This is a genomic window from Bacillota bacterium (genome assembly GCA_040754315.1).
Lineage (GTDB): Bacteria > Bacillota > Sulfobacillia > DUSP01 > JBFMCS01 > JBFMCS01.
Genome location: JBFMCS010000049.1, coordinates 25076 through 50994, shown reverse-complemented (window position 1 = coordinate 50994; position 25919 = coordinate 25076). Strand labels below are relative to the sequence as shown.

Below are 25919 nucleotides of genomic sequence, written 5' to 3'. Positions count from 1 at the left end.
CTATGGTAGAAGGCCCTATCAACTAAGCCTCACGTACACCGCTCTTTCCATCGAAGGGGTATCGTACGCACCGCCACAGGCAGGTCTCCTGGCTTCCGGCTCATGGATGACCCGCTCCTTCCCATCCCATCCAGGACAGTGGATCAGCGCGGGCTCTCTCCCCGGTTACAGTGGCGGGACCGCTCGGGATTCGCACCCGATTCCCTCTTCCCTCTCACGAGGTTCCCGTGGGGCCTGTATTCGGTTGTCCTCTTACAAACATTATACTGGTACCGGTGGTCCCGGGCAACACAAACCTCACCGGCGGGTGAACGAAGGGCTCGATCAACTCCCCTCCCCAGCCGGGGGTGCTTAGGAGCACATCCTGGAGCACAAAGGCCTCCCCATTCCAGGAGAACACCTGGCGGAGATCGGCGATGATGTCCACGTGGGCGGAGCCGCACACCCTCTGGTAGCCGATGATCTCAACCGCACCGTCACCATCCAGGTCCACCAGGTCGTAGTCGGAGAAGGGGTCAACCCAGTCTGGGTGAAACTGCGGGGAGACAATGCTTCCCTGGTAGGATCCGCAAAGGGGAAACACCCACGCCAGGCCCAGTGAAGGCAGGTACAGGCTGGCCATGTTATCCCCAAGGTACTCCACATGGATCCCGGGGATATTGTGATGGTCGGCCGCGACAAAAAGGGGCCAAAGCCCTCCGTTCCTAAGGGAGAACACGTTCAGGTCCACTATGTTGCCGCTGCCCCCTATGTACTCGTAGAAGAGCATCTCCGGGCAGCCGTCCCCGGTTAGATCCCTGAGCTCGAAGTGGGTCCCATACTGAGTGTCCCCACTGGGCACCTCCAGCCTGAGCGCCTCGCTGCCGCTCCCTACCAGGAGCCACTTCCGGTCAGGCGCGGGAAGGTGTTCCTCGCTCCTCGTACCCACGAGGTGGATGACTTCACCTAACCCGTCGCCGTCCAGGTCCGCGAGCTTGCTGGTGATCCACTCCTCCCCCGCCTGGAGGTCCGGGGGTTCCAACGTCACCCTCGACACCGTACCCCCCAGCCCAGTAAGGAGATAGCCCCGGCGCTTCGGCTGGCCGGTGTCTCCGGAACGATCCCCTACCGGGGCGGTGTAGAGGTACACCAGCCGCCCCGAGACCACGGCCACCTCGGTGTCTTTGAGTTCTTCGGCTATCCCGTCCTCAAGGAGGAACCAGGTCCTGCCAGGCTCAATCCCCAAGACCTGACCGGTCTCCTCCACTAGGGACACCTCAAGCCAGGAGTACTCACCGGCGTGGTATACCAGGGCATCAAGGCCGGCAAGGTCGACCTGGGCGATGAGATCATCCAATGGTACCATTTCCCCAGGATCCATGGGGTACGAGGGCCGGGAGGAGGTGATCCGGTAGGCTGCCTCCCCCAGGAGCCTCTGGGCGAAGTGAACGCTGCCGCCATCACCTGGAACGTAGAAGGCGATGGCAGCAGCCTTTATGTCTTGGGTATCATAGTCCACGGACAGCTGCATCTCCAGGATACGGGCATCCTGAACCTCAAGGCCCATGGCCTCCTGGATGAGGCACCATTCGCTGGCGAGCCCCCCAGGCCTCCCCCTGGGTTCACCGGCCCTGGGGTCCTGGGCACACCCGGCCAGTGCCCAGGCGCACATCACAAGTATCGTCACCAAGATGGCTGAGTGCTGCGTGCGCAGGCGCACCGGTATCCCCCTAGTGCTGTGATATCTTCTTAGACGTTAACATAACTAATTGGTTCCGCGCCGCAGCGCATTCTTCCTGCCAGTGCGGAAGGGTATGCGGGGCACCCTATAGAATGCACCACCAAGTCTACATTCTGGAGGGATGCTTGTGTTACTGGATTGCCGGGGACTGGCATGCCCTTTCCCAGTGGTGAAGACGAAGAGGGCCCTGGAGGACATTGACTCCGGGCGCCTGGAGTGCCTTGTGGACACCAAGGAGGCCGCTGAGAACGTGGGTGCCTACGCCAAGCGTGCCGGTTTCGACGCAAGGATACACCCCGAGGGGGAGGCCTTCAAGGTTCTCATAGACAAGACCGCCTGCGCCGTTTCGCCATCTGGCGGCGGGTGTGTCTACCTGGTAACTGGGCGCCGCGTAGGCCAGGGTGATCCAGAACTGGGCCGGGCCCTCATGGCGACCTTCCTGTACACCCTCACGGAATTGGAGAACCCTCCGTGCTGCCTTATCTTCATGAACGAGGGTGTTTTCCTTACTACAGAGGGCTCCGAGCAGGTGGATGTGCTGAAGGCCCTGGAGGAAGCCGGGGCTGAGGTTCTCTCCTGCGGTACTTGCCTGGATTTCTACGGGCTTAGGGAAAGGCTGTCCGTAGGCCGGGTTACCAACATGTACGAGATCAGTGAGAGGGTGAGCCTGGGGAACACGGTAACCCTGTAGGGGGCACAGGTTTAGCCCCCAAATTGCAGGCCCTCCCCGGAACGCCCCAAGCCAGCGTTCCCTCTTGAAGCCCCGATCGCTCCGGCGAGTTTGTTTTCCCGTGGTCAGCCTGTAGGGTTCCATGGCGCCGGGCTCTCGCGTTCTTCCTGTTGCCGGAGCTAGATGTTTATTCAAAACAATAATCCTTATCGAACGCGATAAGCACCGGAAGGGGGCACGCCGGCGCTTTTGTTATCTGGATTGATAAATCCAAGGACACTGAGGGCCCCTGAACAGCCAAGTCTCACCAGGCACAGTTCTTGCGTTGTACCACATTCAAGGAACCGGCGTGGCTCCGCCCAGGATCCCACAACCGCAGGCTGGGGCACGAGTCTTGGGGCAGCCATCCGGTGCGTCATGTATCGCATGACAGGAGGTGATGGACACCCCGGCTCGGCTGCTAGGGAACGCCCCGGGCCCCAGTGACCCAGAGGCACCTTCGACTTCGGGAACTCAAGGAGGAGATCGAAATGGCACGGTTTCTTAAGTCCCTTAGGGGGGAGGTCCTTTACGGCTGCCTCATAGGGGCTATAGCGGTCCTTTATCTTGTGGCTCTGGCTGTACCGTTCAACTCACCTCTACCCACTATCTTAGGATTGCCGAGGTTCATATTCTGGGAACTCGTCATCACACTTCTTCTGGCAGGGCTCCTGGCAGTGGCCTTTGTAATTCAGAACATCCGCAACGACTTCTAGGGTGCCCCCTGGATGCAAATATCTATGAAGGAAGGGGCCTGACATGATGTGGCTCCCCATACTTATGGTTCTCACCTACTTCGCGGGAATGGCTTACGTGGTCTACTCTCATCCTCTCCCCAAAATCGACCTTGATGAGGTAACCGTGGCGGGGCGGAGCTTCGGGTGGCTTTTCATGACGATGACAATTGTTGGGACGTGGTATGGCGGCGTCATGTACGTGGGGTTCACCCAAATGGCAATAGACAATGGTGTCGTGGCAAGTTACGTGGCGTTTTACACTCTCGGGGGCCTGTTCTTCCTCTACCTCATAGGCGGGCGCTACTGGAAGGTAGGGAAGAGGTACAACGTTCGGACACAGGGGCAGTTCTTCGAACTCAGGTATCGCTCCAGGCCCCTAAGGGTTTTCGTTGCACTCTGTACGGTCATAATCGAGTTCCCGTGGATCGTCGCTGAGCTCCTGGCGACAGGATATGTGATCTACGCCCTCACGCGTGGGGTCGTACCGGTAACCGCAGGAGTTATCTTGGTGGGGGCCTTCTTCATAGCGTACGTGACATTTGCGGGCGCTAGGGCGGTGATAATCGCCGACTTCTACCAGGGATGGATGTGGATATTTGGTGGTGTGCTGCTTGTGATTTGCGGGGTATACTACTATTTCGGCGGCTTCCTGCCGATGTTTGCCACCATACTAGAGAAGAGGCCGGAAAGCCTGGCCCTTCCCGGCCTTGGGTGGGACCCGCTTCCAGGTCCCCTCTTCTGGGTGTCCCTGATCATCTCCGGTTCGGTAGGGGCCTACTGCTGGCCATCCCTATTCGCCCGCATAATGGCGGCCTCCAGCTCGCGTGAGCTGAAAAAGACCAGCCTCGTTACGCCCTTTATCGTGGTTGTGTACGGCCTCCTCATCATCTGGCTTGCAGTTGGGTTCGGCACATTTCCCGAGGAGGTGCTGGGGGATGACCACCAGTACTCTTTTCTAAAGATCATCTCAGCGATGGGCCCGGCGGCGATCGCTATCATTTCTGTGTTAATACTAAACGGTGCACTTTCAATGTGTGATTCAATGGTGAGTTCCTGGGGCTCCGTCGTGGTAAACGACGTGTTCAGCCTTGCCCTCCCTTCCTGGGACAGCCGGAGGCTCGGCCGCCTGGTGCTAATCATGAACTTCATCGTTGGCTGCCTCGGCGTGATAGTTGCAACGCTTCCCTTGCCAACCATCATTGAGCTTGTGATGGTAATGTACCAGGGGATCATACAGATCTTCCCCCTCTTGATACTGGGCATATTCTGGAAACGGGGAACCGCCGTGGCTGCCTGGGGCGGGCTCCTTTCGGGGCTCGCCGTTACGGGGTACTACTCCTTCACAGCCCCATTTTATATCCCGCAGTTCGCCGGGCTGCAGGCGGGTCTTCTCGGATTGATAGTGAACTTCGCCGTGTACCTCATCCTCGCGCTGGCCTTCCCAGCGCCCAAGGACATCGATGAGGTCTTTGCGACAATGACCATGAAGGATGCGGATATACTGTCTGAGCCCGGCCTGGAGGTACAAAATGCCTGATGGAAAGAGTGACCTCCTATTGACGAATGCCCGGCTAGTCACGTTCGCCCAGGATCCGTTCTCTGATCGCGGTGACGCCGTTGCTGTCAAGGATGGCCTCATCCAGGCGGTGGGATCCCGCGATGAACTTGAGGGGCTTCAGGGGCTGGGCACGCGGGTGATTGACTTGGAGGGCGCCGTGGTCCTCCCAGGCTTCATAGACACCCACGTGCACCTGGTGCAAACAGGTCTCCAGATGCTTTCGATCGATCTGGTGAACGCGGACTCGATACCGGGACTTCTAGAAAAGCTGGCGCGTGAGGCGCGCGAATTCAGGGGCAACTTCATAATGGCGTACTTTGATGAGATGAACCTGGAAGAAAAGGGGTTCCCCACGCAGGAGCAGCTTGACCAGGCAGCACCCGGGCGGCTTCTCAAGATAACCCAGCTTAGCGGCCACCTGTCTCTGACGAACGGCGCCACATTTCGCTGGCTGGACCTTGATCCCTCCACCCCGGGTATCGGGAGGAACGAAGCCGGGGAATTCAGCGGGGTCCTGAGGGCCGAGGCTAACCACACCTTTTCGAGGGTGGCCAACGCGAGACTTGTGAGTGAGGAGCAGCGAGAGGAATCTGTCTCCCTGGCTGTGAAGGAGTGCCTGCGGCAGGGGGTAACCACCGTTCATGCCCTTGAGGGCGGAGGTTTCTTCGGGGATATTGACTCAGACTTCATATACAAGAACAAGGACGCGTGTGAGATTGACCTTATCCTCTGGGACCAGACAACGGATGTTGACAGGGTTCTAGAAAGGGGGCTCGGGCGGATCGGGGGGTGCCTCACTGCGGACGGCTCCATAGAGGCATACACGGCTGCGGTTTCCAGCCCCTACACGGACGGGACACACGGTTCCCTATACTACTCTGATGAGGAAATGGAACACTTCGTCACGAAGGCTCACAGGGCGGGGCTCCAGATTGCCATACACTGTGACGGCGACCGGGCTGTGGAACAGGTTCTCAGGGCGTACGAGAGAGCGCTAAGGGAATGCCCGCGCTATGATCACCGCCACAGGATCGAACATGCAGAGGTCATCACCCACGAGCAGATCCGGAGGATCGCACGGCTGGGTGTGCACGTTGCCATGCAACCTAGCCACCTGAGGACCTTCGGGTCCAAGTACGAGGAGCACTTGGGGGCGGAGACGATGAACCGCGTGCACCTGTACAATACGATGCTTAGGGCGGGGATCCGCTTGGCCGGTGGTTCAGACGCATTCGTCTCACCCATTAACCCGCTCTTTGACATCCAGTCGGCGGTTAATCACAGGAGTCTTCCCACGGAGTCGCTCACCGTATACGATGCGATGAGGCTCTACACCGTTGAGGCCTCGAGGTTTGGGTTTGAGGAAATCCAGAAAGGCTCCATGGAGACGGGAAAGCAGGCGGACCTGGTGGTACTGGATCTGGACCCGAGGTCAGTCCACCCAAAGGCCATAGATTCCATTAAGGTGCTCAGGACATTCGCAAGAGGCGTTGAAAGATACAGCCTCTGAGAAAGGGGATGACAGGTATGTCGGAAACTGCTGTACAGGTGGTTCTTTCCATCGGCTTCTTTACGGCTATCGTGGTGGCTGTGGTCTCGGCCAACAGGCTTCTCGGGCGGCAGTCGAAACGATAGGGGTACGCCTTCCCGTAGGGGGTGAGAGACATTGTTCAGGGCTGCCTTGATTCAGATGGCCTGTTCCGGCTCCAGAAAGCACAACGTCGACAAGGCGGCCTCTCTCATTGACGATGCGGTGGGGGGCTCGGCTGAGGTCATCTGTCTCCAGGAGGTGTTCTCCAGCCGCTATTTCCCGCAGGAGATGAAGCACGAGTCCTTCGACATGGCAGAGCCTGTTACGGGCCCCACCGTAAGCACCATGCAGGACATTTCTCAAAGCCGGAGGGTGACGCTGATCGTGCCCTTCTTTGAGAAGGTCATGGAAGGGCTGTTCTACAACACTGCTGCTGTCATCGAATCCGGGAGCCTCCTTGGGCTCTACAGGAAGAACCACATACCGGACGAGCCAGGCTACTGCGAGAAGTTCTACTTCAAGCCGGGTGACCTTGGGTACCCTGTGTTCCGGACGCGCCTTGGCCGGATAGGGGTTGGCATATGCTGGGACCAGTGGTTTCCGGAGACCGGGAGGAGCCTTGCCCTGAACGGTGCGGAGATGGTGTTCTTCCCCTCGGCGATCGGCGGCGGCCCAAGCCACCCCGAGGTTCCCGGGGAACGTGTCAAGGAGATGTGGACGCTGGCAAACAGGGCTCAGGCCTGCATGAATCTTCTCTGGGTGGGCGTCCTCAACCGGGTGGGACAGGAAGGAGATATCCGGTTCTTCGGGGGGAGTTTCTTTGCAAACCCCCTCGGTGAGGTGACGGTGCTGTCCTCCCGGGATGGGGACGAAGTGGTTATGGGTGAGATAGACCTGGAATGCGTGAGGAAGGCACGCAGGTGGTGGCCATACTTCAGGGACCGGAGGACAAGCACCTACGGGAGGCTCCTCGAATAGGGGGTCCTTCGCCAAGCCGGTGCCGGGGAGGGTTTTGCCGTGAGGTTTAAGATAGGACTCGCCCAGTTGAGATTGTCCCCTGATCCTAAGAAGAACCTGGCCGCGGCTGGGGAGGCGGCTAAGACCGCCGGCGTATCAGGGGTGAGCCTCCTCGTATTCCCGGAGATGTTTCTCCAGGGCCTTGACATGGAGGCCCTCGCCGGGACGGCCGAACCGCCGGAGGGTCCCCTTGTCCGGGCGATGGGTGACTTGGCGGTGAAAGAGGGGATCAACCTTGTATTCGGCTTTGCCGAACGTGGGGCCGGCGGGAAGATGTACAACTCCGCAGCCGTGGTTGAGAGGTCAACCGGGAAAGCTCACGTGTACCGGAAGGTACACCTTTTCGGGAAGGAGGGCCTTTACGTGGAGCCCGGCGGGGACTACCCCGTTTTCGACCTCGATGTAGGCAGGGTAGGCGTTCTCATCTGCTTCGATTCGGAGTTCCCGGAGGTGGCGCGCACCCTTGCCTTGAAGGGCGCCCAGATCCTCATATGTCCCACGGCAAACATGGTACCCTTCGAGCCTTATCAGGAGGTGTACATGAGGGCGAGGGCCATGGAAAACCACGTTCACACGGCGGTGTGCAATACGGTGGGCGCCTCAGGGGAGTACAAGTTCTTTGGAAGGAGCGGCGTGAGGGACCCCCTGGGGCGCACCATCCTAGACCTGGGGTACGAGGAATGCGTCGGGTTTGCCTGGGTGGACCTGGCCGCCAACGAGGCGTCGAGGGATGGCCTGGACTACCTGGCCAAGCGAAGGCCCGAGACTTACGGGGCCCTGGTGGAGAAGAACCCAGGGAGGTGACGCTGTGAGGGATGTGAAGCCATCGCGCCTGGAACGGCTGCTGTCCCGCGAGGAAGAAAGGTTTAAGAAAGAGCATCTGGAATCAGGGAGACTCTTCCGGAGGGCCTGGGGCTCGCTCCTTGGCGGGGTGCCCATGCCTTGGATGACACAGTGGGCAGGGGCTTACCCGGTGTTCGTAAAGGAGGCCACCGGTGCCCGGGTGACTGATGTGGATGGCCATACCTACGTAGACCTCTGCCTTGGGGACACTGGCGCCATGACGGGACACGCCCCCCCGGCAACGGTGGAGGCCGTGGCAAGACAGGCGAAAAAGGGCATTACAGCCATGCTGCCCGTGGAGGACGCAATATGGGTGGCGGAGGAGCTTGGGAGGCGCTTCAAGGTCTCATACTGGCAATTTGCCCTCACGGCCACTGATGCGAACCGCTTTGTGTTGAGGATGGCCAGGGAGATAACGCATCGCCCGAAGGTCCTGGTATACAACTGGTGTTATCACGGCACAGTTGATGAGGCCTTGATCACGCTGGAAGACGGGGTCCCTGTCCCGAGGGAGGGTAACGTGGGGCCCCCAGTCAACCCGGCCGTTACCACCAGGGTAATCGAGTGGAATGATACGGACGCGCTCGAAGAGGCCCTCTCCCATAGGGATGTCGCGTGCGTCCTCGCTGAGCCCGCGATGACCAACATCGGAATAATCCTCCCGGAGCCTGGGTACCACGATGCCCTTAGGGAGCTCACCAGGCGCTACGGGACGCTCCTCGTGATCGACGAAACGCACACGATCTGCGCCAGCCCCGGCGGGTACACGGCTGCCCACGGCCTCAGCCCGGATTTCGTGACCATCGGGAAGCCCATAGCGGGGGGTGTTCCCGCGGCAGCCTACGGGTTCACCGAGGAGGTAGCCTCGATGGTGATGAAGAGGCGGGGGGAGATCCTTGATGCGTCAGACACCGGGGGAATAGGGGGCACGCTCTCGGGCAACGCCCTCTCTATAGCATCCATCAAGGCAACCCTCTCCGAGGTCCTGACGGAGGAGGCGTTTCACCACATGATAGCCCTTGGTGAGAGGTTCACCGAGGGCGTTGAAGGGGTCATCCGCGAGACGGGGGCACCCTGGCACGTCGTTCGCCTGGGGTGCCGGGCGGAATACCGGTTCCAGCCCGGCATCCCGAGAAACGGGAGGGAGGCAGCAGCCGCACGAGACAGCAACCTTGACCGCTTCATGCACCTGTACGCTCTCAACAGGGGGATCCTCCTTACGCCCTTTCACAACATGGCTCTCATGTGCCCCGTGACGTCAAGGGGGGACGTGGACTTTCATACCGAGGTATTCCGCGAGGCCGCCTGGGAGCTCCTGGGGTGAGAGGCCTCCCGGGTGGGGGAGCCCGGATATGCGGAGTGGATTCCGGCGGGGCCCGATGGCTGGAAGGCGCATCTGGCAGCGGCGGAGACCGCTGGTGAGGGCGGCCTCCGCCTCGAAGAGTGCTTTAGGGGGGACGCCCTTCCCGGTTCGGGGCCGGGGAAGGAGGTCTCCCTTGCCGCCCTCTGGGCGTTAATCGCCCGGAGCCCGGCCGGTGATGACTCGAGTGGTGTCCTTGACGAGTTCTGGGGGTTATCCTGGTGAACCCTGCGCTCAAGCCCTAGCCCAACTTCCCCCCTTCGGGGAGATGAAAAAAGCCCAACCAGGGCCATAGTGCAGGGGGTTTGCTTGGGGCAGTTAAGATCTGGTTCATGGGTATTCGGTTAAGCCCCAGTAGATGGTAGTAATGACTGGATCCATGGATAGAAATAGCATTTCTTTCAGAAGGACAGGTTGCTGAGGTGGTAGAAACTGGTTAACCAATCACACATACCAATACGGCTGCCATCACAGATAAACCTTCAATATTCATTTTCAGCCAAACATGGAAATCCGCCCGCATGGCAGATCTTCGTGAGACACGCTCCGATAATCTTGTGTTATTGAGCTCGAGACTTGACACAAGTGTCAAGTACCCCAAATGAGGAGGGCTGATCGTGGCTTTCGTGCGCTGGCGAGGCCGCTCAGTGGTGACCGACAATGTTTGACCTCAACCAAGAGCAAAAACACCAAATGGACAGAGTTGACGCGCTTGAACGTGAGGTGTCTCAGATCTACACGACGCTCGTGCTGCCCAACTGGAGTGGGGCCCTGCATGGATTCCCAGAGACCCTTTATGGCTTAATGATGGCTGTCTTCGCACGGTTTGACATCCTATCAGCATATTGGAAGGGAAACGCATCTTCAACGGGACAGACAGATCGAATGACGGAGTTCCTAGACACCTTCGTCCGCCGTAATACCGAGGCAAACAGCCTTGCCATCCAAGTATGGCGTCACAAACTGATGCGTACCAGTCAGCCACGATATCTCGTTGATCAGGTTACTCGCAAAACCTATCGGTGGCTGCTCCATTGGCGTGATCATTTGCCTCGTGACCAGCATTTCACCCTTGAGGATGCCGGCGAGTTCAAAACATTGAACCTGGCCTTGATGTACCTAATTGAAGATTTGAGAACCGCCACGGCTGGTTATTTGGATCAGTTATCGACTTCGCCGGGCCTGCAAGATAATTACAGGCGTGTTAAAGAGGAGTTGAACTCTTATACGTATACGTTTCGTCGTTAATGCGGCGAAAGCGCACCGGGAGCTGGCTAACAAGGGCATGGAGCCGACGACGCAGAAAACGCGCCGCGGCTCATGCCCAGGCCGTTTGACCCCTCTGGAAGGATTTCGTGCAATACCCCGTTGTATGTGCGAAACAAGGCAGGGCAGGTGGTATACGGGTTTTCCCTGCAGCGTTTCTAGCCCATACCCTTGACTGTGCTGATCCTGGGGACCATGCCCGAGGCGGGAGGTGCCATACCGGTGCCGGACTGGTGGCCCCTGATAGCGCCACACCCCGTTGTGCCCCTGGCTGCCCCCGGCCTCGCCTTTTTCGTCTTTCCTGTCGTCGCGGCCCTGGGATACGGTAACCTGGCTGTAACACTGCCAGGAAGGGAAATGCCTGAAGAGCGCGGTCAATCTCGCCGTTTAAGTCCGTGCTCTTGGGCTTGGCGGTGGCCTCCTCACGGAGTCGGTTCTCCAGTGGGGGGCAGTGCTCCTTTCGGCGCTCGGCCACGAAGCCGTGGTCCACCTGGGCAACCGCCGGGAGTTGAGCGGTCGCCCCGCCAGGCCGATGTGATCCTGGCGGTGGATGGGGACAGGGTGAACTCCCGTCATGACCTGGAAGTGGCGCTGGGCATGGCTGGCGATCACGTGCACCTGCTAGGGCCGGAGAATGGAAGGATGCCCGCCATGTACGCTCGGGCATGTGGGGAAAGAGCCTGCGGATCATCCCTCTCCCCAGGCCCGGTGGCAGGCATCACGTGGAGATCAGTTCATCCACACCCTGGAGAGCATGAAGGAAGTCGAGGAGGAGCTTGGCCATCTTTCCCAGACGGCCCCAAAGGGCAGGTACTACTCATGGGTACGTCTAAGGGAAAAGGTAAACAACCTCTTGAAGGACTCTGAGGTGACGGGGCTTTACAAAGTGAGAATCAGTCCCCTTGAACCTGTGGATCCCCCCGAAGACAAAGCGCTCTTTGAACTGTCGTTTGAGGTGGACGAAAAGGCTGTGGCCTTGCGTGAGTCCCTTGAGGGTAAGTACTTGCTCCAGACGTCCCTTCCACCGGAAGAGTGCAGTCCCCTGGAGGTACATGAGGCTTATATGCAACTTCAGCTTGCGGAGCGGGCCTTCCGGAACATCAAGAGTTACCTCAGAATCCGGCCCATCTACCACTACAAGAAAAGGCGCGTAAGAGCCCATGTCTTGATCTGTTTCCTCACCTACTATCTTGTGAGGAAGATCGAACTCGAGCTCAGAAAGGGGCAGGATCACAGGGAGGTAGCCCCCCTGCTCAGGGACTGGGACAAACTCCGGCTCGTGGAGATCCATTTGGAGGCCGGAGAGCATTCTCGCAGTGAATGGCAGTGGTCGCTGGGGGATATCGGAAAAGGCATCAAGGACCAACTGGAGGACCTTGGCTGGTGGAAGAGTATTGACGCCTATCGCCGTAGTCTACTGAATTCCTAGCACTCCTAAACCTTCATGCCTGTAAACGGGCCCCTTCGGGCCCATTCCTATGCCCTTTAGGGGGATTAAGATCGGCTAGGGATAAAAAAAGCCGCCTTGCGTCGGTGTTACTTGTTATTCAAACTGTCTTAGGAAGGTGACAGGTTCTTTTGCTGGAACCGGCGAGTTGGCGTAGCCGGTGACATCGCGCGTGACGATGCAGTCAGCCTTAATGCGCTTTGCACACTGTGCGGCCAGAGCATCCTCATAATCGGGCATATCGAGTTCCATCGCGTTCAGGATATCGGCTTTCCCTACGACCGCAATATCCAAGATGGAACAGAGCGTCTGGATAGCTTCCAGTGTTTTTTCTCTCCCGGCCACTTTGCGCACCACATAGTAGATGTCGGTAATGGCGTTGGCCGTAACCAAACCGTCGACCTCTCCCCTCTCGCAGAGAGCCAGCACCTGTTCGGAATGATCCGCGAAGGGTGCCCGGTCGGCAAGGTAATCAATGATGACGTTGGTGTCAATAAGAATTTTCACTGTACCTGCCCAACCTTTCCTCGCGGATTTCGTCGCGGGTGAGTTCGGCACCCTTTATGATGCCGCGCAGGGATTTGAGCGCGTCTTTCTTTTTGCCCTCGACGTTTGTGAGAAGCGCTACATCCTTTCCGTTGCGGGTGATGATGATGTCCTCAACGGCGGCGCGGTCGATATACTTGCTCATGTTCACCTTGAGTTCGGTTGCTGACACACGCATGTCATTCACTCCTTTCGCTTGCGTTGTGTTTGCCTTTATTGTACCATTGTGTACGATTTAATCCATTTCATTCGATGCGTTTTTCAGTAAAAGAGCTTGGCCGGCAGGGACGGCTCAAATCGTCACGACTTTTCCTCCGCGCAATGGGCGCATTTGACGGGATTCTATGCTGAACACGCTGAGGGTGATGCTCAACAACAGGCAGGGCGCCCCCTAGGCGGCTGTGCAATCGGAAATTGCCACCCGATAGCGTGTTAGAACTTGAGTTTAACAGATAACAAGGGGTAAAATCTCCCGAAACCCTTGCGGCTACAGGAGATTTCTCTCCCGGGTTGGCGACCCGGTGAACATGGCCTGGCCAGTGGAACCCAACCGGAACGTGGAGGGAGGCCTGGCTCTGAGGGGACCGGGCTTGGCTTGTCATGGTATCTGGAGGCCAGCGGTGACACAGTGTCCAGGTGACAGGGAATTGCAGTGCCTGGATTCGCCGGGGCAACGGGTTTTGGCTGTCAGCGGGGGAAGGGTTTTCCGGGTTGGTCATGGGGGCCTAGCAACAATGCCCAGAGAACCGGTGGATACCCCGTCACTCTTCCCGTGGAGACTCAGGGGGATAACGGAAGTGCCCAGTGATCTCCCAGCGCGTGAGACAATCCTCCTCCATGGCAATGCCTGCGTTGTGGATGACCAGGGGCAGCCCACTGGGGCCCACCCGGTCGCTCACCACACCGCAGTGGTCCTGGCCGCTGGGGAATCGCCAGTACACAATGTCGCCCCACCGCCAGTGGAACAGGTCCTCCGGGCGTGTGCTGGTGGTCAAGGCCTGGCCGTGGCGCTGGAAGAACACTATCTGGTTTGGCACCCTGCGGTGATCGATGCTGGGGTCGGGTGATGCCAGGCCCCAGTTCTTGGGGTAAAGGTCCCAGTTGTCTCTCATGTCCTCGTGAATGAGCACCTGCAGGTCGTACCCTGCCTGCCTGAGGGCACGGACCACCACATCGGTGCAGGCACCCCTGCCCAGCTCCACATCTCCGCCTGGATAGGCCAGGACCACGTAGGCCGAGTCGTACCGGGTGCGCCTCCTCACCTCTTCCCGGGCCCCCACAACGATCCAGTCGTGGGGGCTCCGCTCGTTCTCGGGAATTGCCTCAACAGGTGAAATCCCTGGCTCCAGGGGATCCCCCCCTGGGGCCTCGGGCCCAGCCATTTCAGGCGTTGCCTGGGAACACCCGGCAAGCAGAAGGACATATGCCAGGGCAAGGAGGACCTGCCATCCCCTCACAGGACTCCACCTCCAGCAGGATACAGGGACATGTTCCCCCTGCAACTGCTGGACGTTCATCCCGGCTTTTTGTTCCCGCTACTTGCCCATGACTGCCTTGGCCCCCGAGTAGAGACCGGCAGCGCTCAATCCTATGGCGGCACCCACGTACACCGCCTGCAGCCACGGCGCATCGGCCTGGTAGGTATAGCCCAGGCTCCCCACAACACCTATGAGGACCGCCAGGACCCCTGCATACCTTGGGGAAAGACCGAGGTTCTTCGCCAGCTGCACAAGACCCATGACCACCAGCACCGCTGAGACGCCGAATACCTCCGCATCCACCTCCCCCAACCTCCTCCCCTGGACTGTACTCCACCACATACCTATGCCAAGGCAAGCCTGGCTAGCCCTCCGGGCCTACCCGCCCAGGGCATTGCCCAGGGTCACTGGGCGGTAACCCCTGGACCTCAGGGCCTCCAGGATGGAAGGCAAGGCCTCCAGGGTGGATGTGAAGCCCTCCGATACTCCCCCAGCGCAGTGCATGAGGATGATGGAACCCGGCGCTAAGTTGGCAAGCACCTTCTCCCTGATCTCCCGGGCGCTGATGCCTTCCCAGTCGCGGCTGTCCACCGACCACATGACAGTGGTCAGACCCGCCTCCTCCTTGGCCATCCGGAAGATCGACTCGTTGATCCTTCCGTAGGGGGGACGGAATAGCCTTGCCCTTTCACCGGTGATAGTCTCCAGTACTCGCTGGGCCTCAAGGATCTCGTGCCTCACCACTAGCTCGGGCAGGTCCGTGAGGCGGCCGTGGGAGAGGGTGTGGTTCCCCACTTCATGGCCGTCGGCAAGCATCTGCCTGACCAGATCGGGACGGGCCGCAGCCCTGTTGGCGATGACGAAAAAGGTGGCGGCAACGCCCTCACCGCGCAGGATTTCCAGGAGCCTTGGAGTGAAGAGGGGGTCCGGGCCGTCGTCGAAGGTCAGCGCTACTACGGGCTCTGCCGTGTCCAGGCGTGTCACCACCCCGTCCGGCAGGGGAATGGGAGGCTGAACACCGCGGTTCTCGCCCTCGGGCCCCCCTTCCAGCGGTGGGGTGAACGGCTCCAGGCGTGGGAGCTCAGGCCGCGGCATCTCCTCCGTGAGGAAGGGAGGCAGGTAGAAGTGGGCCAGGAGACCCACAGGTATCGTTACCAGGATCAAGATAGTGCCCACCAGGGCGAGCCTCGCCATGGCACTCCGTGCCCGTCTTCTGAGCCTTTCCTTCCTGTCTTGCCGGGTTTCCCGCAAGGCCATCTCCCCCCTTGGTCCTCCCGTTCTAATATTCCCGCTACCCGGCGTTCCCAAGCCAGCCAGGGCCAATGCCAGGCTGCGGCACCGGATCGAGGAAAACCGGAACGGCCTGGAGAAACATCCAGAAAGAAGTCCTAAGGGAGGTTAACACGTGAAAGACTACACGCTCAGCTTGGAGTGGCTGGGGAACAGGGACTTCAACGCCCTGGTGGACGGAGCAGGACCCACCTTCGTGAGCCAGGACAAACCCTGGCCCACCCACCTGCTTCTTGAAGCCTTGGCATCCTGCGGCGCCATGACCCTCCTGGATATCCTGGGGAAGATGGCGCTCCCTGTCACCGGCATGAGGGTGAAGGTCCGGGCGACGCGACCTGAGAAACCCGAGGCGTGCTTCTCTGAGATAGATGTAGTCTACCAGCTTGAGGGAGGGCCCTTCCCCCCAGGCAGGCTTGACAGGGCCCTGGAGCTGGCTGGCAAGTACTGCACGGTCCGCCACTGCCTTCACCCTGGCATTCTGGTCGTGACCTCGTGGGAGATAGCCGGCCAGGAAATCTGAGATTCACCTCTGGGAGATGCGGACCCCCCACACTCTCGAAACACGCAGGTAGGGGCGGGTTCAATGCCACGCGTCGGGACAATGCATCCAGATTTCGACATGGACTTTGTCCTGAGAACCTGAGGCCCTCGTCACCGAGGGCCCCCACCACTTTCCTTCACTTGGAACGCTTGCGCATGGTGGCCTTGGCCATCTCCACGGCACCCGCCGCGTCAGGGGAATACCCATCCGCCCCTATGCTGTAGGCGTACTGCTGTGTTACCGGGGCACCCCCGACGAACACCACTACCTTGCTCCTCAGGCCCTCCTCCTTAAGGAGGTCTAGCACATCCCTGGCATAGGACATAGTAGTTGTGAGAAGCGCTGACATCCCCAGTATGTCGGGCTCGTGCACCCTGACCGCCTTGGCAAACTCCTCCGCCGACACGTCTATCCCGAGGTCCACCACCTCGAAGCCCGAGCCCTCCAGCATCATGGCCACCAGGTTCTTCCCGATGTCGTGAAGGTCGCCCTTGACCGTGCCGATGACAACCTTGCCTGCCCGGGGCACATCCCCCTCCGCGAGCAAGGGCTTCAGGATAAAGAGGCCGCAGGACATCGCCTTAGCCGCAATGAGCACCTCAGGGACGAAGAATTCCCCCGCCTTGAACCGAGCGCCCACCAGATCCATACCGCGTACAAGCCCACCGTTGACGATCTCCTTGGGGCTCACACCCTGGTCGACAGCCTTCTGGACGAGTCTAGCCACGATCTCCTCTTCGCCGTCGATGACAGCGGTGGTTATCTGTTCCAGATGGTCCCTCACATGTTCTTCCTCCTTCAGACGACGATCCCGTCGATACTGGACCTGATCTCCTTGACCGCCTCGTCCGCCACAGGCAACGGCTTGTGCGTAGCCAGTATTCTCCTGGCCTCCTTCCTGGCCCTGCGGCAGGCGTCCCTGGCCCCCATAGCCTCCCACGCATCCCGGTTGTTCCGGTCTGCCAGGCAGGGGTAGAAGAACTCCTTCCGCATGTACCGGACCGTGTGCTTCTCAGACATGAAGTTGCCCCCTGGACCCACCTTCTTCATGACGTCAAAGGCCAGGGTCTCGTCATTAACATCGATGCCCTTCACCGCCCTCATGACCATGCCGATGATGTCGTTATCTATCACGTACTGCTCAAAGGAGACAGTCATAGCGAATTCCAGAAGGCCTGCGGCATCGTGGATGTAGTTGGCGCCCGCCAGGGCTACCATGACGGCGGTCATGGCCCTTTCGTAACCTGACTGGATGTCCGGCAGCTTGGAATCGGACATACCCGCCGTAGCGTAGAAGGGGACCCGGTAGAACTGAGCCATCTGCGCGGCAGCAGCGTTAATGAGCCCCATCTCAACAGCCCCGGAAAGGTAGGCCATCTGCCGCATATCGTTGATGGTGGCAACAGACCCGTAAAGGACTGGGGTACCAGGATTGACCAGCTGGGCCAGGATGAGACCGGCCAGGGCCTCTGTGTTGAGCTGGGCGACATTCCCTGCCAGCGTCACAGGGGAGGTTGATCCTGCCAGGGGCTCCGTGGGGATGGCCAGGGGTATTCCCTGCTCAGCTACTGTCATCAAAAGCTCCCCATAGGTGTCGTCGATCTTCAGGGGGCTGACCACGCAGGTGATCATGGAGATGAAAGGCCTCTTCCGAAGTGCCTCCCGGCCGCCGGCGATGACCTCTGCCATGCGGATGGTATCCTGGACCCCCTCCTTCGTATAGACCCCGCCCATCACATGTTTGGATGTGTGGCTAAGCCCAGCCCAGAAACGGTTGACATCCACCTTCTCTTCGGGCACGTCGTGAGGGTACAAGGGCAGCACAAAGAAGTGGATGTTCTCCAGGTGATCGACCAGGCGAGCCGCATCCCTTATATCCTGCAGGGTGGAGGGCCTCCTCTTGTGGGTCTCCATGTCCAGCACGTTCAGGGCGGTGCCGCCTGTTCCCAGGTAGGTCTTGGTGTCCTCGATCACCAGGTCTTGGGCTTCCTCCCTGCCACACAGGGTAATGGAGGAGGGGGCCATCCCAACCTTGGACATCACCCAGTCCCTTGAGGCGAAGAAGACTCGCCTCTTCCAGTCCACCTCCGCCCCGTGCTGGTGGAAGAGCTCCAGGGCCCTCTTGTTGTGTACAGCGATGCCTACCTCCTCGAAGAGTTTCATGGAACAATCGTGGATCTTCTGGATGTCCCCGTCGCTCAAGACCCTGTAACTGCCGCCTGGCATACCCCTTAGGCCCACAAAGGGCACCCCCTTGGATTCATGTCCACCGCGCCTGCGGTGGCAATTTGCGGTGCAAGAACCGTACCACCGGCTAAGCCTGTAGAGGGATCCAGGTAGCGCTAGCCCTCTAGGGCCTTACCCCTCACGGCCCTTGTCAGCCTTGAGAAGCCTCGCCGCAAGGATGAAGGGGCCGGTGCCCGGGGCGTAGAAATCCCTCACCATGTCCATTATAGGTATCGCGGCTAGTTCCTTCTTGTTGGGCCTTTCCGGCGCCATTATGCCCGGGCCCCTGCTCACCCTTACCATACAGAAGAGCGCCACGGCGGGCCTCAGGGGTGGCTTCTTCGCCACCTTTGGCCATGCAATGGTGGAAATGGTAGCGGTCATTGCCTTCGTCCTGGGCCTGGCCTCGCTGGCTTCAAGCCCCGGAGTGATGGCAGCGGTGGCTACCGGGGGCGGGGCAATCCTCCTTTACATGGGATGGGGCATGATAGCCCAGGCGCTTAAGAGCCCCTCCCTGTCCGGGCTCCAGAACCCTGGAGAGGTGCCGGGCACTGTCTATCCCTGGTGGAAGGTGTCTCTTTCAGGCGCCCTGGTGTCCGTGGCGAACCCCTACTGGCTCCTGTGGTGGGCCACCGTGGGCACCACCTACCTTTTTGCCTGGGGAGGGGGAAGGCCCCTGCCCGTGGCAGCGTTCTACCTCGGGCACATCTGGGCGGACTTCGCGTGGTTCATGACGGTGTCGGCCGCTGTCACCTTCGGGCGCAAGATCATCCCGGACCGCCTGTACAGCGGCCTGCTCATCGTACTGGGAGGAGCCCTCATGCTGCTGGCTCTCTACTTTGTCTACTCAGGGCTCATGTTCGCCCGGGGGTAGGCAACCTATCTCCCATGCAGGGGCAAGGGGGGAAGGGAAGCCGTCACGTTATGAGCCGGCCTAGATGGAACAGCACCTATCACAGCCAAGGGAGGATCTAAACGTGAGGACTATGGTCCTGGGCGGAAGCGGGGCGATGGCAAGGGCAATAATACGTCACCTGGCGGACTCGCCTTCAGTCTCCGAGGTCTTGGTGGCGGACATCAACCACGAGATGGCCTTGGAGGTGGTGGGGGCTCTGGGGAGCCCCAAGCTCAAGGCACTCCGTGTAGATGCCTCCGATGTGGAGGGCACCGCAGAGGTCATGAAGGGCGTTGACGTAGTAGCCAACGCCGCAGTCTATAGACTCAACCTCCGTGTAATGGAGTCCTGCCTGGCGTCGGGCACCCACTACGTTGACCTGGGGGGTCTGTACCATTTCACAAAGGAGCAGGTGAAGCTTGACGGGCAGTTCCGGGACGCAGGCCTCACCGCGGTCCTTTGCGTAGGCGCCAGCCCCGGCATCACCAATATGGCGGCCAGGAAGGGCGCTGGCGCCCTGGACACGGTGGAGGAAATCCACATACGCACTGGCGCACGGGGTGGCAAGGGCTTCGCTTACAGCGCAGCGACCATCCTGGATGAGGTCACAATGGACCCTGTGATATTCGAAGACGGCCGGTTCAAGACCGTCGAGCCGCTGAGCGGGCGCCAGCGTTACACCCTCCCGGAACCCGTGGGTGAGGTGGAGGGCTTCTACTCCATCCACTCCGAAATTGCCACCCTCCCCCTTCACATTGAGGGCGTGAAGACGGTGACCTTCCGGGTGGCCTTCGCCCCCGCGCTCCTTGCAATGATGGATTCCCTGGTGACCTTGGGATTCCTCAATGATGACCCCGTCGAGATCCAGGGAAGGATGGTCACCCCCAAGGAGTTCACCTACAGGCACCTGGGCCGGTTCCCGGAGGCCACAGGCATGGACGAGAACAAGTCCCTCAGGGTTTCCGTTCTGGGAACCCAGGGAGGCCGGCGGCTGGAGAAACGCTACGAGACACTGGTGGTGAGCGACCCCGGGCGCTCCTTGAGGGCCACCGCCAGGTGGACGGGCTATCCCGCGGCCATCGTCATGGAGTTGATAGGGGAGTGTAGGATATCCGAGCGGGGTGTCTTCGCTCCGGAACAGGTGGTCCCTGTGGACGAGTTCTTTGCCCGCCTGTCCCAGGCGGGGATAGACGTCATAGAGAGCACCCACCCAGCCTGACAGTCTAGGCGGCGGCACCGGGGGGCTTGTCTCCCGGGTGCCCCTCATGCCCGGGCACGCCGAGTCGCTTCATCATCCTGTAGAGGGTGGACAGGCTGATCCCCATGGACCTGGCCACCCTTCGTTTGCCCTCCACGCTGTCCGGCTGGCCTCTGAGTGCCTCCAGGAGAAGGTCCCTCTCGGCCCGGGCCAGGCGCTCCCTCACTGAGGCGCCCGCTTCCTCCACACGGCACCCCTTTACCTGGCTGGGGAGGCTCGATACCTGGAGCACTCTGGACTTCTCGAAGTTCACTGCATATTCCATCACGTTCTGGAGTTCACGCACGTTTCCAGGCCAGTGGTAGGCCGTGAGAACCCCCTTTGCCTCCTCCGACAAGCCCCTGATTGGCTTGCCTAGAAGCTGGGAGTAGCGGGAGAGGAAGTGCTCCAGGAGCACGTGGATGTCTTCTGGCCGATCCCTCAGGGGCGGTATGTGCAGTGGTATTACGTTTAGGCGATAGAAGAGGTCCGCCCGGAAGAGGCCCTCCTTGACCCTTTCCTCAAGAAGCGCGTTGGTAGCCGCTATGATCCTTACGTCGATGGACGTGGGCTTGGTGGAGCCAACCCGCTCAACACAGCGCTCCTGGAGAACCCGGAGCATCTTGGGCTGAAGGTGGATGGGCATCTCCCCCACCTCGTCCAGGAACAGCGTCCCGCCATTGGCTAGCTCCAGCTTCCCGGGTTTGCCCCCGTGCCTGGCACCGGTGAAGGCCCCCTCCTCATAGCCGAAGAGCTCGCTCTCCAGCAAGGACTCCGGGATGGCACTGCAATTGATGACCTGGAATGGCTCCTTCCTCCTGGGGCTGGCCTCGTGGATGGCCCTGGCGAAGAGTTCCTTTCCCGTACCGCTCTCCCCCTGGAGCAACACCGTGGAACTCCCCGCCGCTACTATGAGAGCCTTCTCCTTCACCTCGCTGAGCCCCCGGCTGCACCCCTTTATGTCCTCAAAGCGCGTGACCCCATGTGCCGTGGTCATACGGGAGGCCGCCCGGAGTATGCTCAGGACCTCGCTGAAGGACTCCACTGCGCCGATGGTCCTCCCTCCAGCCTTCAGTGGATAGGCGGCGGACAGGAGGGTAGCTGGCCTTCCACCAGCGTTGTATGTTACCTCCCTGCCAGCCAAGGAAGCCCCCGTTCCCAGGCTCTCCAAGGCCAGGGAGCTGGGCAAGATCTCCCCCAGGGGCCGTCCCAGCAAGTCACCGGAAGCCAAACCCAGGATCCTCCCCGCAGCCTTGTTGAAGCAGGTAACTGTTCCCCGCTCGTCCACGGACACGATGCCCTCGCTCACGGCGTTGATTGCCGTGTCCAGCTGCTGGGAGGCTCTCTCCAGCTCCCTCATGGCATGATGCTCAGAGACCATGGTGGCCAGGAGATCGCACATCCGTGCCATGAAGTCGAGGTAGCTGACCTCGTTCCCCAGGATGATGTCCCGCTGCGCCTCGTCAAAGCCTATGAGACTCATGACGCCAACGCTCTTGCCGTCATAGATGATGGGGCAAAAGAGGCCTGCGGTGTAGATACAGTCTCCCCTGGCATCGCAGGGATCGCATACCCGGTGTTCCCCGGGGCGGGAAAAGGTGAAAGGCTGGCCGGTGGCCAGCACATGGCTGTTGACGAAGCCCCGCTTCTGCTTAACCCTGAGAAGACCCCTGACGCGCCCGGTAGCACCTAGGCGGTAGAGCTGGTCATCCAGGATTTCCACCTCTACCTTGAGGGCGGACGCCACGGCCTCAGCGAAGCGTTGAACCTTTGATCCCACCTGCCGGAGGCATGACATGACATCACCTCCCCCTTTAGGTTTCGGCGGGGAGCGCCAGGATCCCTTCCTACGGATGAGAAATGTTTCTCAACAATGACAATTTCACAGAAAGAAAGCCTGGCAGCATCACCAGGGCCTTGCCCGGAGGGTAGGGCAAACGCAGGGGGCAAAAGCAGGGTCCTGGGGAAATGGGCCAGCCAGCTACCCTATGCCGTGATCCAGGTGCCCTCGGACCCCGAAATAGCCTCCACCGCTTTGTCCAGGGAGGAGATGACAGCCCCTTCCCCCCCTGCCTCCACGAACCTTACAGCCGCCCTCACCTTCGGCTCCATGCTGCCCGAACCGAAGTGCCCCTGGGAGAGATACTCCCTGGCCTCCTTTACTGTCAAACGCGCCACCTGGACCTCATCCGGGGTCCTGTAGTTGAGACAAACCCTGGGAACGTCAGTGAGTATCACCAGGAGGTTCGCCTTGAGGACCGTGGCCAGCCTCTGTCCCGCCAGGTCCTTGTCGATGACAGCCTCCACACCCCTGTAGGAACCGCCGTCCCGCACCACAGGGATACCGCCGCCGCCGCAGGCCACTACCAGGAAGCCGGCTTCTACCATGACCTGGATGGCGGCGCTCTCCACTATCTCAGCTGGGTCCGGTGACGGTACAACCTTCCTCCAGCCCCGCCCAGCGTCCTCCTTCCAGGTCTCACCCTTCTTTGCCATGTACCTGCGAGCCTCTTCCTCTGTGTAGAAGGGCCCAACGGGTTTTGACGGTCTCAAGAAGGAGGGATCGCCCGCATCCACCACCACCCTGGTGATTATGGCCACAACCTCCCGCCTTATCCTGGCCTCCTCCATTGCCTCGGTCATGCCCTGCTCGATCATGTAGCCTATGAAACCCTGGCTCTCGGCCCCGCACACATCCAGGGGCATGGGCGGGACCGAACCCCGGCCAGCCTCGTTCTGGATGAGAATGTTTCCCACCTGGGGCCCGTTGCCGTGGGTGATGACCACCTCGTGTCCCTGCCTCAGAACCCTGGCCACCTGGCGGCAGGTGCGACGGACGTTCTCCATCTGGTCTTCAAAGGTGCCTGCCTGGCCGGGCCGTAGTATGGCGTTGCCCCCCAGCGCCATGACTATTCTCTTGGGGCTCATGCCCTTGCTCATGATCATCCTCCCCGGACTGACTCTAATAACTTGAGCCGGGGCAGGAGTGTAACCATACCTGCCCCAGGTAGTCTTAGTTCAATGCCCTGGCGGGATCTCCTCCAACCGCCTGGCAGAAGCTGCCTACCGGCCGGGCTCCGTTATTGCCTGAGCCTCCCCTTGCAGGCCCTGGCAGGCCTCGGCGGCGCCAACCTCGCCGACCAGGACCTTCCGCACCCACTTGGAGCCAGCCAGCATGACCTCAGTGAGCCTGGGGTGTGGCCTCGGGGACCTCCCATACTCCATTACCCAGGGATACACCATCTCCAGGGAGCCAGGCAGGTCCTGGCCGGCCCAGAGGGGATCTCCGCCTCCCTGGGCATACACCCTGGCACCCTCGCCAAGGGTCGCCCAGGCGAGGAAGGACATGGCCTCGCTCCTGTAGGGGGACGCGCTGTTAACCGCGAGGCCGGTGGTGTGAAGGTACATGCCCCTGGTAGTATACTCCCCCTCGTCAGCGCCTGGAGGGGGCGCCATCTCTATCTTGTCCCACGTGCCCGGCGAGTCCTCCCGGTCCGCCAGGGTGTCAAAGGCCCAGCTCCATGCCAGCCCCATGGCCGCCCTGCCCTCCCTGAGGGCCTCCACCACATCTTCGTGACCCTGGTTCTCCACCCCCGGGGGTAGCACGGCCTGGCGGTAGAGGTCCTCCAGCACCTTCATGGATTCCAGGGCCTCCTCCTGGTCCAGGGAGACCTCACCCAAGGGGCCCCGCCAGTCCCCCCCGTAGGACCACAAGATGCCCAGGTACGCGGCAAACCCCCACACGTCCAGCCTCCCGGGCCACGCCATCCCATACTCCGTGGGGGAATCGGAGTTGTGACGCTGGGTAAGGTTCCTGGCCACCTCCAGGGCCTCATTCCAGGTAGCCGGCGGCTCCTCCATGAGATCACTCCTGTAGAACATCACCAGCTGGTGGACACCGGTGGGGAACATGAGGGCCCTGCCATCCACCCTGACCGAGCCTGTCGTGGCAGCGGGGAGGGCCTCAAGTAGCGTTGCCACTCTTGTCCCTTCCGGGTCCACGTGGGAACCGGCGGGTTCCAGGTAGGGCTCCAGGCGCCCCAGGCTCAGGGATACCAGGTGCACGATGTCCGGGCGCCCCAACCGCCCCGCCAGCTGGGATACCACCCTCTCGAAGTACCCATCCTGGGGGAGCGTCTCAAGGCTTACCTCGAAGCCTGCATCCTTCGCCTGCCGCCGGTTCCACTCCTCCACGACCTTGGCCATGGCATCTGCCTCTTGCCCCGAGTACATCTGGACAACAACCGTAGTTACACCGGGAGCCTGGACAGGAGGAGGTGTGGAGCAGCCCACCACCATCACCGCCATAGCGACCAGACATGCGACCAAGCCCGTCTTCACCCTGGGAGACCTCCTCCAACCCGAGATATCTGGCCTGCAACAAACAGCAAACCTATTCCTCGCCAGGCTGAGGGCATCCTTCAGGAAGATCCTGCCCTTTCCCATGCTAGCCGTGGAATCAAGGAGTCCCGGGGCCCCCGGGCGCTCCCTACCGCCAAGGCCGCTGTTGTAGCCTGGACCCAGAGATGATATGGTAGTGGCAGGGTTCTGGAAAGAGCAGGGGGTTATCCCGGTTGAAGATCTCACGCCACGACGCACTCCTCTTGCTGGTAGTCCTCATATGGGGGGCCAACTTCGGTTTCGTCAAGATTTCCCTGAAGGAAATTGACCCGCTGGCATTCGGCGCCACGCGCCTCCTGCTGGGGGCCCCTGCCATGCTCCTGGTATTGCGGTTCTTCGAAAAGAGCGTGCTCCTGGAGGGCAACCGGTTCGTGAAGACCCGGGCCGACCTCGCTAGGTTCGCCGCGCTTTCAGTGTTCCTGGCCGGAGACTACGTGCTCTTCATCAAGGGGGTGGCCCTGACCACATCCGCCAATGCGTCCATCCTCTATTCCGCCAGCCCCATCCTCATAGCAGCCCTGGGCATAATCCGGGGCAAGAGACTCAATCGCCTTACCGTCCTGGGCCTGGCAACAGCCTTCTCCGGCGTTGTCATGGTGATCGCCTCCTCCAAGGGAACCGGCCTTCATGGGTTCTGGAACTCCGCCACTATAAAGGGGGATGTCATCATAGGCCTGGCCGTCGTGTGCTGGGCCTTGTTCACCCACTTCAGTACCACGGTCCTGGACCGCTACAGCGCCATCCGCGTCACGGCCTACGCCATGACGGGCGCCGCAGTGATCTCGGGCCTTGCCTCCTATGGCCCCCTATTGAACCAGGCTTGGGAGACTGTGTCTTTCATGGGATGGGCAGGCCTGGTCTACTCCACGGCGCTGTCCACCGTGGTATCCCTGGCCATCTGGTACTACGCAGTGTCGAAGATCGGGCCGTTGAAGGTTGTGGCGTTCCAGTACCTCATCCCCGTGACCGCCATCATCCTGGCCTTCGTAGTGTGGAAGGAAGCGCTCTACCCCTTCCAGGTGGTGGGCGGGGTCCTGGTGCTGGCCGGCGTGAGGTTTGTCCGCCTCTCCTAGCTGGACATGGCCCGCAAGATCACCCCGGCTCCCCTCTCGTCCTC

Annotated in this window: 25 protein-coding genes and 1 riboswitch; of the genes, 14 read left to right on the top strand and 11 right to left on the bottom strand. The window is 60.5% G+C overall.

Annotated elements, in window-relative coordinates; genetic code table 11:
• Positions 1-60: 60 nt before the first annotated feature.
• Positions 61-253, bottom strand: a riboswitch (cobalamin riboswitch).
• Positions 215-1699 (bottom strand): hypothetical protein, encoded by a 1485-nt coding sequence (locus tag AB1576_10430; protein ID MEW6082172.1) that lies wholly within the window; start codon positions 1697-1699, stop codon positions 215-217. It overlaps the preceding riboswitch by 39 nt.
• 142 nt (positions 1700-1841) lie before the next feature.
• Here AB1576_10430 and yedF point away from each other — a divergent pair, with 142 nt between their 5' ends.
• The 10 genes from yedF (at position 1842) to AB1576_10380 (ending at position 12170) form a co-directional block, all read left to right on the top strand.
• A complete protein-coding gene (gene yedF, locus AB1576_10425; GenBank protein ID MEW6082171.1) occupies positions 1842-2411 on the top strand; it encodes a sulfurtransferase-like selenium metabolism protein YedF in 570 nt (189 codons plus the stop codon).
• A 509-nt stretch (positions 2412-2920) separates the two neighbouring features.
• Positions 2921-3145 carry a hypothetical protein gene (locus tag AB1576_10420; GenBank protein MEW6082170.1) on the top strand — a complete coding sequence of 75 codons (225 nt, stop codon included), beginning with the start codon at positions 2921-2923 and terminating at the stop codon, positions 3143-3145.
• 43 nt (positions 3146-3188) lie between these two features.
• A complete protein-coding gene (locus AB1576_10415; protein ID MEW6082169.1) occupies positions 3189-4703 on the top strand; it encodes a sodium:solute symporter family protein in 1515 nt (504 codons plus the stop codon).
• A complete protein-coding gene (locus AB1576_10410) occupies positions 4696-6234 on the top strand; it encodes an amidohydrolase (GenBank protein ID MEW6082168.1) in 1539 nt (512 codons plus the stop codon). Before AB1576_10415 ends, AB1576_10410 begins: the two co-directional genes overlap by 8 nt.
• Before the next feature lie 156 nt (positions 6235-6390).
• On the top strand, positions 6391-7233 hold the full coding sequence (locus tag AB1576_10405) for a nitrilase-related carbon-nitrogen hydrolase (GenBank protein MEW6082167.1): 843 nt from the start codon (positions 6391-6393) through the stop codon (positions 7231-7233).
• A 39-nt stretch (positions 7234-7272) separates the two neighbouring features.
• Positions 7273-8076: a nitrilase-related carbon-nitrogen hydrolase gene (locus AB1576_10400; protein MEW6082166.1), complete on the top strand. Its 804-nt coding sequence runs from the start codon at positions 7273-7275 to the stop codon at positions 8074-8076.
• Between the two features lie 13 nt (positions 8077-8089).
• The gene (locus AB1576_10395) at positions 8090-9439 is read left to right on the top strand and encodes an aspartate aminotransferase family protein (GenBank protein ID MEW6082165.1); all 1350 of its coding nucleotides are present in this window, start codon (positions 8090-8092) and stop codon (positions 9437-9439) included.
• Between the two features lie 12 nt (positions 9440-9451).
• Positions 9452-9700 carry a hypothetical protein gene (locus AB1576_10390; GenBank protein MEW6082164.1) on the top strand — a complete coding sequence of 83 codons (249 nt, stop codon included), beginning with the start codon at positions 9452-9454 and terminating at the stop codon, positions 9698-9700.
• 435 nt (positions 9701-10135) lie between these two features.
• Positions 10136-10723 carry a hypothetical protein gene (locus AB1576_10385; GenBank protein ID MEW6082163.1) on the top strand — a complete coding sequence of 196 codons (588 nt, stop codon included), beginning with the start codon at positions 10136-10138 and terminating at the stop codon, positions 10721-10723.
• Between the two features lie 772 nt (positions 10724-11495).
• Positions 11496-12170, top strand: coding sequence for a hypothetical protein (locus tag AB1576_10380; GenBank protein MEW6082162.1), 675 nt, complete (start codon positions 11496-11498; stop codon positions 12168-12170).
• Between the two features lie 114 nt (positions 12171-12284).
• On the opposite strand, the gene AB1576_10375 is transcribed toward AB1576_10380, so the two are convergent.
• The 5 genes from AB1576_10375 to AB1576_10355 all read right to left on the bottom strand — a co-directional run bounded on the left by AB1576_10375 (position 12285) and on the right by AB1576_10355 (position 15463).
• The gene (locus tag AB1576_10375; protein MEW6082161.1) at positions 12285-12695 is read right to left on the bottom strand and encodes a PIN domain-containing protein; all 411 of its coding nucleotides are present in this window, start codon (positions 12693-12695) and stop codon (positions 12285-12287) included.
• Positions 12679-12912 carry a type II toxin-antitoxin system prevent-host-death family antitoxin gene (locus tag AB1576_10370; GenBank protein MEW6082160.1) on the bottom strand — a complete coding sequence of 78 codons (234 nt, stop codon included), beginning with the start codon at positions 12910-12912 and terminating at the stop codon, positions 12679-12681. Before AB1576_10370 ends, AB1576_10375 begins: the two co-directional genes overlap by 17 nt.
• A 583-nt stretch (positions 12913-13495) precedes the next feature.
• A complete protein-coding gene (locus AB1576_10365; protein MEW6082159.1) occupies positions 13496-14191 on the bottom strand; it encodes a DUF1287 domain-containing protein in 696 nt (231 codons plus the stop codon).
• Positions 14192-14269: 78 nt separating this feature from the next.
• Positions 14270-14515 carry a hypothetical protein gene (locus AB1576_10360; protein ID MEW6082158.1) on the bottom strand — a complete coding sequence of 82 codons (246 nt, stop codon included), beginning with the start codon at positions 14513-14515 and terminating at the stop codon, positions 14270-14272.
• Positions 14516-14590: 75 nt separating this feature from the next.
• Entirely contained in the window at positions 14591-15463 is an 873-nt protein-coding gene (locus AB1576_10355) for a polysaccharide deacetylase family protein (protein ID MEW6082157.1), read from the bottom strand.
• Between the two features lie 154 nt (positions 15464-15617).
• On the opposite strand from AB1576_10355, the gene AB1576_10350 reads away from it, so the two are divergent.
• On the top strand, positions 15618-16022 hold the full coding sequence (locus AB1576_10350) for an OsmC family protein (protein ID MEW6082156.1): 405 nt from the start codon (positions 15618-15620) through the stop codon (positions 16020-16022).
• 157 nt (positions 16023-16179) lie between these two features.
• Here AB1576_10350 and AB1576_10345 read toward each other — a convergent pair whose 3' ends face one another.
• Positions 16180-16827 carry a corrinoid protein gene (locus AB1576_10345; protein MEW6082155.1) on the bottom strand — a complete coding sequence of 216 codons (648 nt, stop codon included), beginning with the start codon at positions 16825-16827 and terminating at the stop codon, positions 16180-16182.
• Positions 16828-16841: 14 nt separating this feature from the next.
• Positions 16842-18284, bottom strand: a complete 1443-nt coding sequence (locus AB1576_10340; GenBank protein ID MEW6082154.1) for a trimethylamine methyltransferase family protein — start codon at positions 18282-18284, stop codon at positions 16842-16844.
• Positions 18285-18486: 202 nt separating this feature from the next.
• Between AB1576_10340 and AB1576_10335 the strand changes: the two genes are divergently transcribed.
• Complete coding sequence (locus tag AB1576_10335; GenBank protein ID MEW6082153.1) at positions 18487-19143, top strand: LysE family transporter; 657 nt, start codon at positions 18487-18489, stop codon at positions 19141-19143.
• A gap of 112 nt (positions 19144-19255) precedes the next feature.
• Entirely contained in the window at positions 19256-20383 is a 1128-nt protein-coding gene (locus AB1576_10330) for a saccharopine dehydrogenase NADP-binding domain-containing protein (GenBank protein MEW6082152.1), read from the top strand.
• A gap of 4 nt (positions 20384-20387) precedes the next feature.
• Here the strand turns inward: AB1576_10330 and AB1576_10325 are convergent, their stop codons facing one another.
• The 3 genes from AB1576_10325 to AB1576_10315 all read right to left on the bottom strand — a co-directional run bounded on the left by AB1576_10325 (position 20388) and on the right by AB1576_10315 (position 24988).
• A complete protein-coding gene (locus tag AB1576_10325) occupies positions 20388-22199 on the bottom strand; it encodes a sigma 54-interacting transcriptional regulator (GenBank protein ID MEW6082151.1) in 1812 nt (603 codons plus the stop codon).
• 188 nt (positions 22200-22387) lie between these two features.
• A complete protein-coding gene (gene arcC / locus AB1576_10320; protein ID MEW6082150.1) occupies positions 22388-23341 on the bottom strand; it encodes a carbamate kinase in 954 nt (317 codons plus the stop codon).
• 123 nt (positions 23342-23464) lie between these two features.
• Positions 23465-24988: an extracellular solute-binding protein gene (locus AB1576_10315; protein MEW6082149.1), complete on the bottom strand. Its 1524-nt coding sequence runs from the start codon at positions 24986-24988 to the stop codon at positions 23465-23467.
• Here AB1576_10315 and AB1576_10310 point away from each other — a divergent pair.
• Positions 24976-25875: a DMT family transporter gene (locus AB1576_10310; GenBank protein ID MEW6082148.1), complete on the top strand. Its 900-nt coding sequence runs from the start codon at positions 24976-24978 to the stop codon at positions 25873-25875. The genes AB1576_10315 and AB1576_10310 overlap by 13 nt on opposite strands.
• The last annotated feature ends 44 nt before the right edge of the window (positions 25876-25919 follow it).

What these genes read in the sequence shown, in the direction of transcription:
- AB1576_10420 (MEW6082170.1), top strand. Translation starts at nt 2,921, where the DNA reads ATGGCACGGTTTCTTAAGTCCCTTAGGGGGGAGGTCCTTTACGGCTGC.
- AB1576_10410 (MEW6082168.1), top strand. Translation starts at nt 4,696, where the DNA reads ATGCCTGATGGAAAGAGTGACCTCCTATTGACGAATGCCCGGCTAGTC.
- arcC (MEW6082150.1), bottom strand. Translation starts at nt 23,341, where the DNA reads ATGAGCAAGGGCATGAGCCCCAAGAGAATAGTCATGGCGCTGGGGGGC.
- AB1576_10335 (MEW6082153.1), top strand. Translation starts at nt 18,487, where the DNA reads ATGTCCATTATAGGTATCGCGGCTAGTTCCTTCTTGTTGGGCCTTTCC.
- AB1576_10325 (MEW6082151.1), bottom strand. Translation starts at nt 22,199, where the DNA reads ATGTCATGCCTCCGGCAGGTGGGATCAAAGGTTCAACGCTTCGCTGAG.
- AB1576_10370 (MEW6082160.1), bottom strand. Translation starts at nt 12,912, where the DNA reads ATGCGTGTGTCAGCAACCGAACTCAAGGTGAACATGAGCAAGTATATC.
- AB1576_10385 (MEW6082163.1), top strand. Translation starts at nt 10,136, where the DNA reads ATGTTTGACCTCAACCAAGAGCAAAAACACCAAATGGACAGAGTTGAC.
- yedF (MEW6082171.1), top strand. Translation starts at nt 1,842, where the DNA reads ATGCTTGTGTTACTGGATTGCCGGGGACTGGCATGCCCTTTCCCAGTG.
- AB1576_10415 (MEW6082169.1), top strand. Translation starts at nt 3,189, where the DNA reads ATGATGTGGCTCCCCATACTTATGGTTCTCACCTACTTCGCGGGAATG.
- AB1576_10380 (MEW6082162.1), top strand. Translation starts at nt 11,496, where the DNA reads ATGAAGGAAGTCGAGGAGGAGCTTGGCCATCTTTCCCAGACGGCCCCA.
- AB1576_10330 (MEW6082152.1), top strand. Translation starts at nt 19,256, where the DNA reads ATGGTCCTGGGCGGAAGCGGGGCGATGGCAAGGGCAATAATACGTCAC.